This is a genomic window from Chromohalobacter israelensis DSM 3043, assembly GCF_000055785.1.
GTDB classification, from domain to species: domain Bacteria; phylum Pseudomonadota; class Gammaproteobacteria; order Pseudomonadales; family Halomonadaceae; genus Chromohalobacter; species Chromohalobacter israelensis.
The window spans coordinates 2,550,026-2,568,313 of record NC_007963.1; the positions used below are offsets into that span (position 1 = coordinate 2,550,026).

10 protein-coding genes and 1 pseudogene are annotated in these 18,288 nt (G+C 60.6%); all 11 read left to right on the forward strand.

The window, feature by feature from the left end:
* Positions 1 to 10 precede the first annotated feature (10 nt).
* The 11 genes and pseudogenes from tssC (at position 11) to CSAL_RS17265 (ending at position 18,271) form a co-directional block, all read left to right on the forward strand.
* The gene (tssC, locus tag CSAL_RS11545) at positions 11 to 1,510 is read left to right on the forward strand and encodes a type VI secretion system contractile sheath large subunit (protein ID WP_011507565.1); all 1,500 of its coding nucleotides are present in this window, start codon (positions 11 to 13) and stop codon (positions 1,508 to 1,510) included.
* 122 nt (positions 1,511 to 1,632) lie between these two features.
* A complete protein-coding gene (gene tssE, locus CSAL_RS11550) occupies positions 1,633 to 2,115 on the forward strand; it encodes a type VI secretion system baseplate subunit TssE (RefSeq protein ID WP_011507566.1) in 483 nt (160 codons plus the stop codon).
* A complete protein-coding gene (tssF, locus tag CSAL_RS11555; protein WP_011507567.1) occupies positions 2,115 to 3,950 on the forward strand; it encodes a type VI secretion system baseplate subunit TssF in 1,836 nt (611 codons plus the stop codon). Before tssE ends, tssF begins: the two co-directional genes overlap by 1 nt.
* Positions 3,914 to 4,990, forward strand: a complete 1,077-nt coding sequence (tssG, locus tag CSAL_RS11560; protein WP_043558467.1) for a type VI secretion system baseplate subunit TssG — start codon at positions 3,914 to 3,916, stop codon at positions 4,988 to 4,990. Before tssF ends, tssG begins: the two co-directional genes overlap by 37 nt.
* Positions 4,987 to 7,656, forward strand: a complete 2,670-nt coding sequence (gene tssH, locus CSAL_RS11565) for a type VI secretion system ATPase TssH (RefSeq protein ID WP_011507569.1) — start codon at positions 4,987 to 4,989, stop codon at positions 7,654 to 7,656. Before tssG ends, tssH begins: the two co-directional genes overlap by 4 nt.
* A 36-nt stretch (positions 7,657 to 7,692) precedes the next feature.
* Positions 7,693 to 10,308 (forward strand): type VI secretion system Vgr family protein, encoded by a 2,616-nt coding sequence (locus CSAL_RS11570; RefSeq protein WP_011507570.1) that lies wholly within the window; start codon positions 7,693 to 7,695, stop codon positions 10,306 to 10,308.
* A 3-nt stretch (positions 10,309 to 10,311) separates the two neighbouring features.
* Positions 10,312 to 11,199 carry a DUF4123 domain-containing protein gene (locus CSAL_RS11575; protein WP_011507571.1) on the forward strand — a complete coding sequence of 296 codons (888 nt, stop codon included), beginning with the start codon at positions 10,312 to 10,314 and terminating at the stop codon, positions 11,197 to 11,199.
* Between the two features lie 21 nt (positions 11,200 to 11,220).
* Positions 11,221 to 13,863 carry a T6SS effector BTH_I2691 family protein gene (locus CSAL_RS11580; RefSeq protein WP_011507572.1) on the forward strand — a complete coding sequence of 881 codons (2,643 nt, stop codon included), beginning with the start codon at positions 11,221 to 11,223 and terminating at the stop codon, positions 13,861 to 13,863.
* Entirely contained in the window at positions 13,850 to 14,938 is a 1,089-nt protein-coding gene (locus CSAL_RS11585) for a DUF6708 domain-containing protein (protein ID WP_148266829.1), read from the forward strand. The genes CSAL_RS11580 and CSAL_RS11585 overlap by 14 nt, the downstream gene beginning before the upstream one ends.
* 350 nt (positions 14,939 to 15,288) lie before the next feature.
* Positions 15,289 to 17,193, forward strand: a pseudogene (locus CSAL_RS11590) (T6SS effector BTH_I2691 family protein); the annotation flags it as partial.
* Position 17,194: 1 nt separating this feature from the next.
* Positions 17,195 to 18,271, forward strand: coding sequence for a DUF6708 domain-containing protein (locus CSAL_RS17265; protein ID WP_011507575.1), 1,077 nt, complete (start codon positions 17,195 to 17,197; stop codon positions 18,269 to 18,271).
* Positions 18,272 to 18,288: the final 17 nt, after the last annotated feature.

Below are 18,288 nucleotides of genomic sequence, written 5' to 3' on the forward strand. Positions count from 1 at the left end.
GGGGGTTCTCATGGCCGACAATCAGACCGACAAGACATCTCAGACCGACAGCCAGGAAGTTTTCGCACCGGAAACATCACTGCTGGACAGCATCATTTCCGAAAGCCGCGTGGCGCGTTCGGAAACCGAGCGCACCCGGACCCGCGACCTGATCGACGAGCTGGTCAACCAGGTGCTCGAAGGCGAAGTCACGCCGAGCAAGGACCTGATCGCGGTCCTCGACTCGCGTATCGCGGAAATCGATGCTCTGCTGTCCGATCAGCTCAATGAAGTCATGCACGCCAGCGAGTTCCAGCAACTCGAGGCTTCCTGGCGCGGTCTGAAATATCTGACCGATCAATCCGAGACCAGCACCAACATGAAAATCCACATGTTGAATGCGTCCAAGAAGGACCTGGTCAAGGACCTCAAGTCGGCGTCCGAGTTCGACCAGAGCGCGCTGTTCAAGAAGGTCTACGAAGAAGAGTACGGCACCTTCGGCGGCGCCCCCTACGGCATGCTGATCGGAGATTACGAATTCGGCCGCCACCCGCAGGACATGTATCTGCTGGAACAGGTCTCTCATGTCGCGGCTGCCGCACACGCCCCCTTCATCTCCTCGGCCTCGCCGGAGCTGTTCGGCTGGGACTCCTTCACCGACATGACCGGCCCGCGCGATCTGTCGAAGATCTTCGACACCGTCGAGTATGCCAAGTGGAAGTCGTTCCGCAATTCCGAAGACGCGCGCTACGTGGGCCTGACCCTGCCCCACGTACTGGGCCGCTTGCCCTACGGCGAGGACACCACCCCGGTGGAAGAATTCAACTTCACCGAGAACGTCGACGGTCGCGACCACCACAAGTACCTGTGGATGAACGCCGCCTATACCATGGGCGCCCGCGTCACCGATGCATTTTCCAAGTACGGCTGGTGCGTCGCGATCCGCGGTGTCGAAGGTGGCGGTCTGGTCGAGGACCTGCCGACCCACACCTTCCAGACCGACGATGGTGAAGTGGCGCTGAAGTGCCCCACCGAGATCTCGATCACCGACCGTCGCGAAAAGGAGTTGTCCGACCTGGGCTTCATCCCGCTGGTGCATTGCAAGGGCACCGACTATGCGGCGTTCTTCGGCACCCAGTCCGCGCAGTTGCCCAAGCAGTACAACACCGATGTGGCCAACGCCAACGCGCGCCTCTCCTCGCAGCTGCAGTACATCTTCGCCACCTCGCGTATCGCCCACTTCATGAAAGCCATCATGCGCGACAAGGTCGGCAGCTTCGCGTCCCGCCAGAACGTCGAGGACTATCTCAACGAGTGGCTGTCGCAGTACGTGCTGCTGGACGACAACGCCGGCCAGGAAGCCAAGGCTCAATACCCGTTGCGTGAGGCACGTGTGGAAGTCGCCGAGGTGCCCGGCAAGCCTGGTTCATACAAGGCGGTCACCTTCCTGCGTCCGCACTATCAGCTAGACGAGCTGACCGCATCACTGCGCCTGGTTTCCGAACTGCCGCAGTCGACGCGAGGCTCCTGAAGCCAGCGCCGGCATCGTGGGCACCGGTCATCGCGCCGGTGCCCGTATCGCCCTGGTGAGAAGCGTCGGTCGGTTCGTCCGACATCAAAGCCGCCTGCCGTCTCGTACGACAAGGAGTGTTCATGAGCGAATCGTTGCAGATGATCCCCACCCTGCTCGATCGTCTACTCGACGATGCCCCGCAGCACTCGAGCGAAGTGCAGCCCGGCCATCGTTGCTCCTTGGCGGATTACAAGCAGTCGGTGGTAAGGGATCTGGAGCTGCTGGTCAACACACGGCGGGAGCTGGTGGCGGAAGAGCTCGATGCCTGGCCCACGCTGCAGGGCACGTTGCTCGACTACGGACTGCCTGACTTCATCAGTCGTGGCGTGCGCAGCACCGAGGATCGGCGACTGATCCAGCGGCAGCTCGAGCGCACCATCGAGCAAGGAGACAGACGTTTCAGCAGCGTTCACGTGCAGCTGCTCAACCAGGACAGCCACGACCGGATACTTCAGTTTCGTATCGAAGCGGTGCTGTCGCTGAGTGAAGCGAGTCAGCGCGTCGCCTTCGATGCCGTCCTGCAAGTCAATACCCGTCAATACAAGGTGCAGAACCTGATCTGATGCTCGACGACCTGCTTCCCTATTACGAGAAGGAACTCTCGCACCTGCGCTTCTTGGGGCAGGAGTTCGCTCAACGGTATCCCAAGATCGCCTCGCGTCTGCTGCTCGAGGGGGACGATTGTGAAGATCCCCATGCCGAGCGCATGATCGAATCGTTCGCGTTCCTCAGTGCCCGTGTGCACAAGAAACTCGACGATGACTTCCCCGAGATCGTCGAATCCTTTCTCGACGTGCTCTACCCGCACTATCTACGCCCGACACCGGCGCTGTCGATCGTCGAATTCGATCCCGGCGCACAGACCTCCTTGACGGGGGCCTATCACCTGCCCCGGCATACCGCACTGCACTCGCGGCCGGTCGGGGATACTTTCTGCCGTTTTCGCACCTGCTATCCGGTGGATGTCTGGCCGGTGGCAATGAGCGGTGCCGAACTCTCCCGGCTGGAGCGCTCATCGTTCAACGCCCATGGCAACGATAACGTGGCCAGGCTCAGCCTGACGCTGGACAGTCTCGGCAACACCGACTTCGGCAAGCTCGACATGGATCGCCTGCGCATCTTTCTCGATGGCGAAGGCAGTCTGATGCATCCACTCTACGAGCTGCTGTTCAACAATGTGGCGCGTATCTCGGTCAGCTTCGTCGATGCCGGCCAGCAGCGCGAAATCGGGCTGGCGCCGGATGCGATCACCCCGGTCGGCTTCGGTCATGACGAAGGCTTGATCGACTACTCCGAACGATCGTTTCTGGGCTACCGGCTGCTCCACGAATACTTCACCTTTCCCGAGAAGTTTCTGTTCTTCGACCTGAATGGTCTGGCACGCCCGCTCGCCGGCAAGCCGGTGACGCAGATCCAGATTCATTTCTGGTTCCAGAACTACGACCAGCACGAGCGGCTGGCACGGCTCGCACAGACCATCGGGCGCCACAATTTCCGTCTTGGCTGCACCCCGGTCGTCAACCTGTTTCCGCAGCAAGCCGAACCGATCAAGCTTACCCATACCCGCCACGAATATCCGGTCGTCCCGGATGTACGGCACGCACGCTCCACGGAGGTCGTTTCCATCGATGAGGTGACGCGTGTGATCCGTACGGCGACACAGGACGAAGTGGCCCCGTGCCTGCCGTTCTTCGAGCCGCGCAACAGTGAAAAGCAAGCACGTCAAAGCTATTGGATCGCGCGCCGCGTGGCTTCGGAAAACGCCCGCGACCCGGGCACCGAACTGCGCCTGCGAGTGGTCGATCGTGAACTCGAAATGCTGGACGCCAGTCGCGACACCCTGAGTCTCAAGCTCACCTGCAGCAATCGCGACCTCCCCCAGTTGATGACCTTCGGTCATCCGCAGGGGGATTTCACGCTCGAGCGGGAACAGGTCGTGCAACAGATCCGCTGCCTGCGCAAGCCGACGGCTCCGGTCCGCCCGCCCATGGGCAAGGGCGTGATCTGGCGTCTGATCTCGCACCTGTCGCTCAATCATATGTCGCTGGTATCGGATGGGCGCGAGGCGCTGATGGAGCTGCTGTCACTCTATAACTACCGTCAGGCCTCGGCGATTCGCAAGCAGATCAACGGCATCGCCTCGATCGCCAGCGAACCGGTGATGACGCGCATCGGCCATCCGCGCCCTGCCTTCGTGCGTGGCACCGGCATCACCCTGGAGCTCGACGAAAGCCAGTTCACCGGCAGCGGCATCTATCTGTTCGGCATGGTGCTGGATCACTTCTTCGGCCAGTACTGCAGCCTCAACAGCTTCACTCAACTCACCCTGCGCTCTCGTCAGCGCGAACAGCGAGTCGCCCAATGGCAACCGAGAACCGGTACTCAGCCCCTGGTCTGATCGATCAGGCACGTGCGGAGCCCTGGCGATTCGGGTTCTTTCAGCTCGTGCGCCTGTTGCGGCTGCACTACAGCCGCACCGGGCGCATCGATCCCGAAAATCGCCCGCATCAGGACCCGCTGCGTTTTCGTTCGCTGCTCTCGCTCAACTTCCCCCCCAGCGAGATCAGTGACCTCTCCTTCGAGAGCGACAAGGTCCGCTCCGCCAACGGCGAGCCGCTGAGTGAGGTCCAGGTCACGTTCATGGGGCTGGTGGGCCCGTCCGGGGTCCTGCCGCGCCCCTATACCGAACTGCTGATCAACCGGCATATCGAAAAACGCGACGATGCCGCCCATGCGTTCATGGATTTCTTCTCGCACCGCATGACGGCGCTCTTCTACGAGGCGTGGCAGAAATATCGCTTTCATATCGAATACGAGCGCAAGGGCAGCGCCGACTTCGAAGACTGGCTGCTGCACCTGGTGGGCTTCACGCCCAAGACCATGGAAAAAGCGCTCGATCGCGATGACGACCCGACGTCGCTGCGACGCAACCTGTTCAGCTGGTTTTCCGGGCTCTTGACCCAGCGCCCACGCAATGCCGGCAACCTCGAGGCGATTCTGGAATACACCTTCCAGCTGCCCTGCCGGGTCGCGCCATTTTCCGGCCGCTGGATACGCCTAGACCCGGCGCAGTACACCCGGCTCGGACAGGCCAACGCCAGGCTTGGCGAAAGCGCCATCGCGGGGACACGGGTGCGCGACTACCAATCGGCCTTCCGGATCACCTTTGGCCCACTCGACCTGGATGCCTACCGTTCGTTGCTGCCCGAGACCGATGCCCACCAGAAGCTGCTGAAACTGGTGCGCTTCTATGCCGGCATCGAACTCGATTTCGAGATCGAGCTCATTCTCGACAAGAACTGCATTCCTGCCCCCCGGCTGGGCGCGAGGGGCAACGTCAGCCTGGGACGCCTGGGTTGGCTCAACTCGAGTGATCGACCGGCCGTCTCCCACGGCCATGCACTCTTCGACATTCCCTTTGATGGAGCCACGGCGTGAGTCTCAAATCCCTCTTCGACAAACTCAACGATCCCTGCCGCGAGGCCACTGAAGGCGCCGCCGCGCTATGCCTGGCGGAGCGCCAGTACGACGTGGACATCGAACACCTGTTGCTCAAGCTGCTCGACAGCGACGACAACGATTTCCTGCGCATCGCACGGCACTACGACGTGTCGCTCGATCGCCTGGCGACCCAGCTCGAGGACACGGTGTCCACCTTCAAGACCGGCAATACCCGAACGCCTGCCCTGTCGCCACGCATCACTCGGCTGATCGAGCGTGCCTGGGTCATCGCCTCGATCGATCATGGCGAAGCCCAGATTCGCAGCGGCCACCTGCTGCTGGCATTGCTGAAGGACGATGAACTGCGCCGCGTACTGCTCGATGGGGCCCGTGAGCTGGAACGCATCAATGTCGACGACCTGCAGGCACACCTCGATGACCTGATCGGGGGCAGCAGCGAAGATCAGTACGTACGCCCGCTCGGCGAAGGAGCGAACGAGGATGGCCAGAGCGCTCGCCAGGCATCGGACGCCAGGAGCGAAGGCAGTCGCTCCGGCAAGAGCAAGACCCCGGCGCTGGATCAATACACCATCGACCTGACCGGCAACGCCCGCGCCGGTCGCATCGACCCGGTGCTCGGCCGCGAGGAAGAAGTGCGCCAGATGGTGGACATCCTCACCCGGCGTCGCCAGAACAACCCGATCCTCACCGGGGAGGCCGGCGTCGGCAAGACCGCCGTGGTCGAAGGCCTGGCACTGCGCATCGTCGACGGCGATGTACCGCCACCGCTCAAGAACGTCGAGCTGCGCACGCTCGATCTGGGGCTTCTGCAAGCCGGCGCCGGGGTCAAGGGCGAGTTCGAGAACCGGCTCAAGAACGTGATCGAGGAAACCAGGCGCAGCCTGCACCCGATCATCCTGTTCATCGACGAGGCCCACACCCTGATCGGCAGCGGCGGACAGGCCGGTCAGGGCGATGCCGCCAACCTGCTCAAGCCGGCGCTGGCACGCGGGGAGCTGCGCACCATCGCCGCCACCACCTGGGCGGAATTCAAGAAGTACTTCGAGAAGGACGCCGCGCTGGCCCGTCGCTTTCAGGTCGTCAAGGTCGAGGAACCGGCCGAACCGGTGGCCATCAACATGCTGCGCGGTCTGAACGAGCGCATGCAGGACCACCACAAGGTGACCATTCTCGATGACGCCATCGTCCAGGCCGTACGCCTGTCGCACCGCTACATCACTGGCCGCCAGTTGCCGGACAAGGCCGTCAGCGTGCTCGATACCGCCTGCGCGCGGGTCGCCCTGGCACAATCGTCGCAGCCGGCGGCGCTCGAAGATGCCTACCGCCGCGTCGACAACCTCAACAGCGAGATTGCCGTTCTCCAGCGCGAACAGCGTGAAGGCAGCGATCACGCCGAAACGCTGGCCGCGCTCGACGAACAGCTTACCGCGACCCAGGGCGAGATAGACGACCTGCGCGCACGCTGGGAGCGCGAGCAGGAGATCGTGACGCGCCTCAAAGCGCTGGAAGCGGAACGCGAAGCCATCGAGGCCGGCCAGCAAAGCGGCGATGTCGACGCGTTGAGCCGGCAGATCGGCGAGGTCCGGCGCGAACTGGCCGAGGTCCAGGGCGAGCACTCGCTGGTCCACGGCCATGTCGACGGCAACGTGATCGCCGAGGTGATTTCCAACTGGACCGGCATTCCACTCGGCAAGATGATGCGCGACGAGATCGCCACCGTGCAGCGCCTCCCCGAACTGCTCGGCGAGCGCGTGCTGGGCCAGGACCATGCGCTGGCCGAGATCGGCAAGCGCATCGCGATCTCGCGGGCCCGGATGGAGGACCCCAACAAGCCGATCGGAGTCTTCCTGCTGCTCGGCCCCAGCGGCGTCGGCAAGACCGAAACCGCGCTGTCGCTGGCCGATACTCTCTACGGTGGTGAACGTAACGTCATCACCATCAACATGTCCGAATATCAGGAGGCGCATACCGTCTCCAGCCTCAAGGGCTCACCTCCCGGGTACGTCGGCTACGGCGAAGGCGGCGTGCTGACCGAAGCGGTGCGCCGCAAGCCCTACAGCGTGGTACTGCTGGATGAAGTCGAGAAAGCGCACCCGGACGTGCTGGAGCTGTTCTTCCAGGTGTTCGACAAGGGCGTGCTGGACGACGGCGAAGGCCGCGAGATCAACTTCCGCAACACCGTGATCCTGCTCACGTCCAACGTCGGTACCGACGACATCATGCAGCAGTGTCTGGGCGCCGAGTCCCTGCCCGCCCCGGGTGCGATCGTCGACAGCCTGCGCGATCAGCTCAACGCCGTGTTCAAGCCGGCGTTTTTGGGCCGTTTGAACATCATTCCCTACTACCCGGTGCAGAAAGAGATTCTGCACAACATCGTTCGGCTCAAGCTCGACCGCATCAAGCATCGCTTCGAATACAACCACCGCGCCGACTTCGACTACGATCCGGCGATCATCGAAGCCATCGCCGAGCGCTGCACCGACAGCGACAGCGGTGCGCGCAATATCGACAACATTCTCTCCGGCAGCCTGATGCCGACCATCGCCACGCAGGTACTGGACCGCATGGCCAGCGGTGAATCCATCGAACAGCTCACGGTCAGCCTCGACGCTCAGGGGGAGTTCGCATATGCCCTGCGCTGAGACCGCATCTAGCGACAAAGCCAACGAGGTAGAGTCATGGCAGATTTAGCAATGCTGGACAGTTTACTGGATAGCTTCGATATCGATCTTTCGCAGTCGCAGCGGTTGCTGACCCTCGAGGTCGCCGGGACGGCGCTGCTGCCGCATCGCCTGGTGGGCGAGGACCGCGTGAGCGCCCCCTTCACCTACACCCTCGACTGCATCTCCCAGCAGAACGATCTCGAGCTCAAGACATTGCTGGCCCAGCCGGCCCGGCTTTCGATCCTGCAGGCCGACGGCAGCTATCGCCCGCTGCACGGGCTGGTCTCCGAGGCCGCGCTGCTGGGCGAGGATGGCGGCGTCACCTATTACCAGCTCACCCTGGTGCCGTGGCTCAAGATGCTCGCGCTGGGCCGCGACAGCCGCATCTTCCAGGACCGCAGCGTCGTTGATGTCCTCACCCAGGTATTCGAGGGGCATGCACTGGCCAGGGGCCGCTACCGCTTCGACCTGCGCCGCGACTACCCCGCGCGCAGCTACTGCGTGCAGTACCGCGAGAGCGACCTGAACTTCATCAGCCGCCTCTGCGAGGAAGAAGGCCTCTTCTACTACACCGAATTCGCGGGCGATGACGATGACTTCGACGGCCACCGCATCGTCTTTACCGACGATGTCGATACCACCCAGCCCGTCAGCCCCCAGGCGATTCGCTTTCATCGTCAGGATGCCACCGAGACCGAGGACGCCCTCAACCAGTGGGGCGGCGTGCGTCAGCAGCAGCCCACCCGGGTCAGCGTGGGCACCTTCGACTACAAGCAGCCCTCGCTCACCAAGCGCACCGGACTGGATACTCTCAGCGATCAGGGCAACCTGCCGCCGACCGAGGTCTACGACTACGCCGGCGAGTACTACTACCACGGCTTCGAGCGCGGCGAGCGCCTCACCGAGAACCGCCTCGAGGCCCATGAATCGCTGGCCAAGCGCTTTCGCGGCAGCGGCGGTGCCCGCCAGCTCCAGGCCGGGCGCTGGTTCGAACTCACCCAGCACCCGCTGCACGACCGGGGCGGCGAGGAAGAACGCCAGTTCCTGCTGCTCGGCGTCACCGTCCACGCCGAGAACGCGCTGCCGGTCTCGACCCAGCACCAGGCGCTGCCCGGCAGCCTGCAGCCGCAGCTCGACGCCGCCAAGCAGGCGCATGGGCTGGAGAGTGATACCGCTGATCCCACCGGCGAGCGGCTATCGGATTACGCCACCGGCGGCACCGGCCACTTCCTGGTCGATCTCGAGGCCCAGCGGCGCAGCCAGCCCTATCGCCACCCGCTGACCCATCGCCGCCCGGTGATCGGCGGGCCCCAGACCGCCACCGTGGTCGGCCCCGCCAACGAGGAGATCCACACCGATGCCCTCAACCGCGTGCGGGTGCAGTTCCACTGGGACCGCCAGGGCCAGCATGACGAGAACTCCAGCGTCTGGCTGCGGGTCTCCCAGCCCAACGCCGGTGCCGGCTGGGGCGGCGTGTTCGTGCCGCGCATCGGCCAGGAAGTCCTCGTCGACTTCCTCGAGGGCGACGCCGACCGGCCGCTGATCACCGGCCGGGTCTACAACGGCGAGCAGCCCCCCGACTGGCACAGCCATGGCCTGCTCTCGGGCTTCAAGAGCAAGACCTATCGCGGCAGCAAGTACAACGAACTCGTCTTCGACGACGCCACCGACCAGGAGCGTGTGCGTCTCAGTTCCGAAGCCGAGAAGAGCCAGCTCAACCTCGGCTACCTGATCCACCAGACCGGCAACACCCGGGGCGCCTTCCGCGGCACCGGGTTCGAGCTGCGCAGCGACGCCTATGGCGCCATCCGCGCCAACCAGGGGCTCTACCTCACCAGCTGGGGCCAGCTCGGCGCCAGCGGTGACCAGCTCGACCTCACCCCGGCCAAGCAGCAGCTCGACAGCGCTTACCAGCTCAGCGACACGCTGAGTCAAAGCGCCCAGGATCATAACGCCGAGGCCCTCGACAGTCGTACACACCTCAAGCAGGCGGGCGAGGACGCCGACGACACCTACGGCAACAGCGAGCAGCTCGCGGATGCCCAGCAGGACAGCGCCCGTGGTGCCACCGACAGCGGCGGCCGCGGTGAAGCGGCGCGCATGAAAGCCCCCTGGCTACACCTGGCCTCGCCCGCCGGCATCACGCTGAGCACCCCGGAGTCGACTCACTTGGCCCAGGGCCGCTCGCTGAGTGTTTCCAGCGGCGAGGACGTCAACGTGGCCACCGGCAAGAGCCTGGTCGCCTCCATTTCCGAGAAGCTCTCGCTGTTCGTGCAGAAGGCTGGCATCAAGCTATTCGCGGCACGGGGTAAGGTGGAGATGCAGGCGCAGAGTGACGCGATGGAGTTGACCGCCGAGAAGGACGTCAAGATCACCTCCACCGAGGGGCGGGTCGAGATCAACGCCGCCAACGGCATTCTACTGAACAGTGGTGGCGGCTATATCCGCATCGAAGGCGGCAACATCGACGTCCACGGCCCCGGCAAGATCGACGTCAAGGGCGCACAGCATGTCTTCGGCGGACCGACGAGCCTCGACGCGGCCATGCCCGAATTGCCGGAGGGAGAGTGCGAAAAGCAGTTCGCGGGCGCCGATAAATCGTCTTCAGGCACCACGCCCGTGGGAGGCTGATCCATGTCGGCATTGAAGGAGCCACCTCCGGCTCGCATGCACGACACCAGCCTGACGATGGCGGCGCTGCGCGAATTCGATTATGCCGTGGTCAATCCCTTGGTCGTGCACGAACGTGACTGGCGCGATCTGCCTGTTCGGGCGCTGGAAACGTCGCCCGCGCCCGCGCGGGCGCATCGCCTACCACAACTCGTCGAGCTTCACGCTTTGCCAGATGAGACGTGCGAGGACCTTGTCGAACGTACCCGGCGCTATCGCAAGCGTGGGGCCTTGTTCTTCTCGGCGTTGATGATGGGAAAAGCCGATATTGAGCATACGACACATCACTTACGTCGCCAGCTATTGCAGCGGCGTCCTGATGATCGCCGATATCACTGGTTACGCTATTACGATCCTCTCGTCTTCCGTCATCTGGCATGGTTGTTGACGCCGACGCAGCTGGCGCGGCTGATGGGGCCTCTCGATCAATGGTCCTGGTTCGATGTGCAGGGCCGGTCTTATGCGTTGCAACGCCCTGACGTCACGACATCCATCGATTGGATGGAACTGACTCGTGCTCAATGGACCAGTATCGATCGCTTCGCGGACCTTAACCGGAGTCTGCGTCGTCTGTCCTTGCTGGCACCCGACTGGCCGCAGGACGCGCCCCACTGCCAGTGGCTGGATGACACTCTGCGGTACGCGCAGCACTCGGGCCTATCGTCCGAGGATCAGCCATTACTGGCAGAACGGGCGGCCATGCATCTGCCGGACCTGGCCGGGAAAGACCTGGTGGAGCCATTCATTGCGCTAGCGACGCGGCGCTTATCCGACACTGGCGGTCATCTGGACGCATGGCGTGACGCCGAATGGAACATCCTCATTTCAGAATTAAGGAGCGGACATGAGTAGCGCCGATAGCCCTCGCCCCGATTGCAGCTTCTGTGGTTCTGTGGTGGTGGCGGCCTGCCGATCCTGCCCGTGCGCTATGCCGTGGCGCGTAGCGATGATGTCAGCATTAGCGCCCCCGAATTGCCGGCGGACCTAGAGGATGATGCCGTTTCGCAGATTGCGCTTGCAGGAGGCCAGCACTACACGCTGAGACTGCTGCGAGAAGGCTTCCTGTATGTCTTCAATGCGGCTCGTGGACGCTGGCAGGGCTACTACGTGACCGATGAAGGCTTTCTCAGTCGCTATATCGATGTCACCAATGACGAGCTGCTGGCCCTCGACCCTGACGCGCCGGGACCGCTCGATGCCGATATCCATGCGCAGGTAGAGGACGACGAGTTCCCCTGCCGCGGCAATCCCGAGCATGTCTATCCAGGGCGTTGCATTACGGTACCGGCGGCTCAGGACGCCACAGAGCTTTACCTCGCCTTCTCGGATGACCGCTGGACCAAACGGGTGTGGAAAGAGCACGCATCCAACACGAATGGGCGACGTGACGCCATGCGCAGGCTCTCTCTGACGCAATGGAAAGGTGGCTCGACGGGCTATGCCCGTCCTATCAGCGAACTCGGAGAGCGGGTGGCCGAGGCCGCTTTCCCTTGGGTACGACGCCAATCGAGCGATACGGGCAGCAGCGAAGCGACCCAGAGCACGGAAGTGAGTGCGTTGAGCCACAGCCTCGCACCCGTCAACGGGATTCGGGACGACGTCGAAGGGTTCATCGATTGGTCACAGCGACAGGCCGAGCCAAGTGGGATGACGCCGGCACTGTTCGTCCTCGACGATCCCGCCGGGGTGACCAGTGACCTCGCCTCACTACTCGCGGCCCGGGAGAATGAGTTCAACGAGCAGGAAGCGATCAAGCGCCCCTTCGTCACGGCGGGTGTCGTCAATGCCCTGCGCGATGGATTTCGAGAGCGAGCGCGGCAGCAACGCGCCAACGAGATCGTAGAAAACCAGCTCAAGGAAACCTACTACGGCGCGGATAAGACCGGCGGACATCCGGGGTTTGAGCACAGCATCAAGGCCAATTTCGAGCGACGGCAGAAAGAAGACCCTGCGTTGCGGCAGGAGGTCGAGGGCGTTCGTAGGGAGACGTTGCGGAATATCAGCGAGAATGAACTCAAGGACGCCGCCGACGATGCCTGGGGCAAGTATGGCGACAAGCTACGCCCCGGCGAGCCCGACGACTGGATGGAAAATACCTATCGCACGCAGTTGTCAGCATACGATAAAGACAACATGCGGCCACTGGCATCGGCCTATGTGAGCTGGTTGACGGGCAATCCGCTGCTGATCTACCTCAACAGCCGATTTGATGATGCAAATGTAGAGTCGGGTATCAATTTCGTTTCCGTCATATCCTTCGTGCTGCTGGGTACCCAGAGCTACGCGCCCGCCTTCACGCAGTATGCCAAATGGCTGTCGGCGAGCGAGATCAGCGATGACAACCTGCTGCTGAGAGGCATGTGTCTCAATCAGCAGGGGCTGGTCGAGCAGATCATGGCAGCCAGCGACGTCGACTTTGGCGCGCAAGCCAATAATCCCGCCACCCTGCCATGGGGGCCGTTGATAGCGGCTTATCTTGGATTGACGGAAGATTACCCCGATGAGGTTGCCTCGCCCGCCAGAATGCTCGGCCATGTGCTGGGGCCGCTGCAAAGTGTCGTGGCAAAAGAACAAAACCCGACGCCATTTCTGCTCACACTGGGGATGATCTCGGGAGGCTCGGTCCAGATCAACCAAGTCAGCGTGACGTTCGAGGAAGCCCTATCTCGAACCCGCGAACCGCTCAAGCTGATCCACCCCGACTGGGGCGAGAATGAGCTGCGCCAGTTCCAGCAGAAGGTTCGGGTCGAGGCGCGCTCGCTCATCACGGTCAATGGGGAACCCCCGGTGACCTTCGATATGCGCCAGATAGACCTCACTCCGCTCGAGGACTTTATGGCGGAGACGTCTTCGCCATCCAGGGCTATCAGCCTGACGGGACGAGAAAAACTGGAGTTTTCGGCAGGCATTGTGGGAGTGGCGTTGGCCTATACCAGTCTGAATGATCAGCTTGGGAAGATGAACGGCATCCTGGACGCGGGGCTCCGCGCCCAAGGGCGTCTACTCGGTATGGGGCTCGCCTTGGGCAGCGGTACTGCCGAGGTGATAGGCAAGACGTTGGAACATGGGCGTGGCGTGTTCTTCGCTGAGGCACGTTTTATCGGTACGCAGCGTGCACTTCTGGCCGCCGGACGATTCCTTGGGTTGGCGGGAGGTGTGATTCTTGGGCTGATGGATATATGGGAGGGCGGAGAAAAGCTGGCTGATGGAGAGTGGACTCTAGGGGGCTTATATATACTTTCCGGCTCATCCACTATAGGTGCCAGTATTGCTATATTTTCTATTAGTGTTGGTTTAACCGGAATGTTTTCAACCATTGCCCTGTGGTGGATAGCTGGGATTCTTGGCATTTTTGCCATTGCGGCAGCTATCGCCATTTTGTGGTTCACGGAAAACGATTTGCAAGAATGGCTGGCCGAATGCGCTTTTGGAGAACGCGGTGCGCCAAGTCCAGGCAATGCTGCCTTGGAAAATGAAATGCAGCGCCTCAAGGCGATCACTCATGAGGAAGACTGAAATGCGGCCGTCTGCTAAGGATTTTTATAATCTCTTTATCAAAGGGAATTGGGGGTTTTCCAGCACGACTTCTAGGCTATTGAAAATAGCGGGAAAAACGGGCTTTCTTAACAAAAAAGACAAAGCGCTGGAAGGAATTGAGGCGAAATTTAACGATGCGGTGGTGAAAGTCAATTCATCTTTTATCGAAGTGGTGGATGCTGGTAATCGACTTCGTGGCGTACCTTCATTTTTCGGTCTTATGGGAGGCATTCCATCTGCCTGTGGCTTGGCGATAATAATTTATTTCATAGTGAAAAAAAGTTCGGAAATCCCCATTGTTGCATACATCCTATTTGCAATTTCTCTTGCCATCATCTTGTTGGTATGCTTTCCGCTACTTAACTCCTTATTACGCAGAGAGTTATTCCGCAAAACCCACTATCCCATGCGCTTCAATCGTCGTGATCGTAAGGTCTATGCCTGGTCGCAGGATATGGGCGTGGTCACCATGAACTGGGACGATATTCAATTCTACACGAGCCAATCGACAGCATCGGAAGATCGCCGAGGTTTGGCACGCGATGAGATCCGTGGCTACGTAAAAGATCGCGCGGGCAACCTGCTTTACCACCTAGTATTTTTCAAGTACCAAGGAAGAAAGAACATGCAAGGTGCACTGGAAATCTGGGAGCTGGTGCGCCGCTACATGGAAGAACCCGACGGCCATATTCAGGCCTACCAAGTAAATCAGCGCCTACTGGATCTGGAAGGTAAGCGAGAGAGTTTTATTAACTCCTTAGTCCAAGCCACACGGTTTATCGCGGATAGCCCCATCATGGCTGCGGTCATAGCCCCAATGATCGCATGGGCAGGCACCGGCCGCATCATTGCCAAGTGGACCTGCCGCGTGCCGCGTTGGCCCGAGTGGGTCGAGGAAAAGTGCCGGGTTGATCCAAACGACCCTTACGTGCGCAATCGCCACACCGAGCGCCCGCTGAGCGCGAAGGAAATCCTCTGGCCGCTGTTTTGCTTCCTGCTTGGCTGGGCAGAGGTGCTGGCGATTCTGTACTTCTGTTTTCGGGGATATGTTTAGCCAGCACTACACGCCGAGGCTGCTGCGAAAAGGCTCCCTGTATGTTTTCAACGCGGCCAGGGGCAGCCTGGCACGCCGCCAATACGGACGGCCGACGTGACGCCATGCGCAGGCTCTCTCTGACGCAATGGAAAGGTGGCTCGACGGGCTATGCCCGCCCGCTCGGTGACCTGGGAGAGCTTGTGGCTGAAGCCAATTTCCCTTGGGTACGACGCCAATCTAGCGATACGGGCAGCAGCGAAGCGACCCAGAGCACGGAAGTGAGTGCGTTGAGCCACAGCCTCGCACCAGTCAACGGGATTCGGGACGACGTCGAAGGGTTCATCGATTGATCACAGCGACAGGCCGAGCCAAGTGGGATGACGCCGGCGCTGTTCGTCCTCGACGATCCCGCCGGGGTGACCAGTGACCTCGCCTCACTACTCGCGGCCCGGGAGAATGAGTTCAACGAGCAGGGAGCGATCAAGCGCCCCTTCGTCACGGCGGGTGTCGTCAATGCCCTGCGCGATGGATTTCGAGAGCGAGCGCGGCAGCAACGCGCCAACGAGATCGTAGAAAACCAGCTCAAGGAAACCTACTACGGCGCGGATAAGACCGGCGGACATCCGGGGTTTGAGCACAGCATCAAGGCCAATTTCGAGCGACGGCAGAAAGAAGACCCTGCGTTGCGGCAGGAGGTCGAGGGCGTTCGTAGGGAGACGTTGCGGAATATCAGCGAGAATGAACTCAAGGACGCCGCCGACGATGCCTGGGGCAAGTATGGCGACAAGCTACGCCCCGGCGAGCCCGACGACTGGATGGAAAATACCTATCGCACGCAGTTGTCAGCATACGATAAAGACAACATGCGGCCACTGGCATCGGCCTATGTGAGCTGGTTGACGGGCAATCCGCTGCTGATCTACCTCAACAGCCGATTTGATGATGCAAATGTAGAGTCGGGTATCAATTTCGTTTCCGTCATATCCTTCGTGCTGCTGGGTACCCAGAGCTACGCGCCCGCCTTCACGCAGTATGCCAAATGGCTGTCGGCGAGCGAGATCAGCGATGACAACCTGCTGCTGAGAGGCATGTGTCTCAATCAGCAGGGGCTGGTCGAGCAGATCATGGCAGCCAGCGACGTCGACTTTGGCGCGCAAGCCAATAATCCCGCCACCCTGCCATGGGGGCCGTTGATAGCGGCTTATCTTGGATTGACGGAAGATTACCCCGATGAGGTTGCCTCGCCCGCCAGAATGCTCGGCCATGTGCTGGGGCCGCTGCAAAGTGTCGTGGCAAAAGAACAAAACCCGACGCCATTTCTGCTCACACTGGGGATGATCTCGGGAGGCTCGGTCCAGATCAACCAAGTCAGCGTGACGTTCGAGGAAGCCCTATCCCGAACGCGCGGGCCGCTCAAGCTGATCCACCCCGACTGGGGCGAGAATGAGCTGCGCCAGTTCCAGCAGAAGGTTCGGGTCGAGGCGCGCTCGCTCATCACGGTCAATGGGGAAACCCCGGTGACCTTCGATATGCGCCAGATAGACCTCACTCCGCTAGAGGACTTTATGGCGGAGACGTCTTCGCCATCCAGGGCTATCAGCCTGACGGGACGAGAAAAACTGGAGTTTTCGGCAGGCATTGTGGGAGTGGCGTTGGCCTATACCAGTCTGAATGATCAGCTTGGGAAGATGAACAGCATTCTGGAAGCAGGACTCCGATCTCAGGGGCGTTTACTCGGCATGAGCCTCGCCTTGGGCGGCGGAGCCGCCGAAGTGGTGGGAAAGACGCTGGAGCATGCACGTGGCGTATTCTTCGCTGAGGCACGTTTTGTCGGTACACAGCGTGCACTTCTGGCCGCCGGGCGATTCCTTGGGTTGGCCGGAGGTTTGATTCTTGGGGCGATGGATCTATGGGAAGGAGTTGAAAAAATCGGTGAGGATAAAGTGGTGATTGGTTCTTTATATTTAACCTCCGGTTTCTTTACTGGCACTGCAAGTTTCGTTTTGTTTTTGGCCAGTATCGGTTCCGCTGCTTCTATTGCCGGTAGCACTGGTCTTCTCGCTACTCTGGCGATAACCCTATGGTGGACTGGGTTAATGCTCGGCGTTATCGCGATTGCGGCGGCTGTTGCCATTTTGTGGTTCACCGAGGATGACCTGCAAGAGTGGCTGGCCGAATGTGCCTTCGGAGAGCGTGGTGAACCTGGGCCTGGTACGGCAAAGTTGGAAGTCGAAATGCAACGCCTAGAAGCCATAACTCACAAGGAAGAGTGATATGCGATCGACGACTGCCAAGGATCTTTATAACCTGATGGTAAGAGCCAACTGGGGCTTTTCCAGTACAATGTCCCGATCGAGAGGCTTTGGGGGAAAAGCACAACAACTAGATCGAAAATGCGCAACAAAAGCTGTAAAAAAAACGCTTTTTAATGACTCAGTGATATCTATTAGCTCTACTTATGTCGAAATTGTTGATGCTGGTAATCGCTTGAGAGGAATTACGTCTTTTTTTGGCCTCATGGGCCTGGTACCGACTCTAGTAGGCATGGGCGCATTTCTCTATGTTCTTTTTTTGTACAATGAGCGTCTTCCTCTGGTTGTGTATGTTTTTATATGGCTGGCGGTTTTTACATTCGTATTCATAGCTGCTCCTTGTCTGAACACACTTTTACGCTGGGACATGTTCCGCAAAACCCACTACCCCATGCGCTTCAATCGTCGTGATCGTAAGGTCTATGCCTGGTCTCAGGATATGGGCGTGGTCACCATGAACTGGGACGATATTCAGTTCTACACAAGCCAATCGACAGCATCGGAAGATCGCCGAGGTTTGGCACGCGATGAAATCCGTGGCTACGTAAGAGATCGCGCGGGCAACATGCTTTATCACCTGGTTTTTTTCAAGTATCAAGGTAGAAAGAACATGCAGGGCGCGCTGGAAATCTGGGAGCTGGTGCGTCGCTATATGGAAGAACCCGACGGCCATATCCAGGCCTATCAGGTCGATCAGCGCCTGCTGGATTTAGACGGTAAACGCGAGAGTTTCATCCACTCGCTGATCCAGGCCACGCAGGTGCTGGCCGATAGCCGTGCGGTCCAGCTGATTTTCGCGCCGATGGTCATGTGGGCAGGCACCGGCCGTATCATCGCGAAGTGGACTTGCCGCGTGCCGCGCTGGCCCGAGTGGGTCGAGGAAAAGTGCCGGGTTGATCCAAACGACCCTTACGTGCGCAATCGCCACACCGAGCGCCCGCTGACCGCGAAGGAAATTCTCTGGCCACTGTTCTGCTACCTGCTCGGCTGGGCAGAGGTACTGGCGATTCTATATTTCTGCTTTCGGGGATATTTTTGAGATGCAGGCCCCCTTGG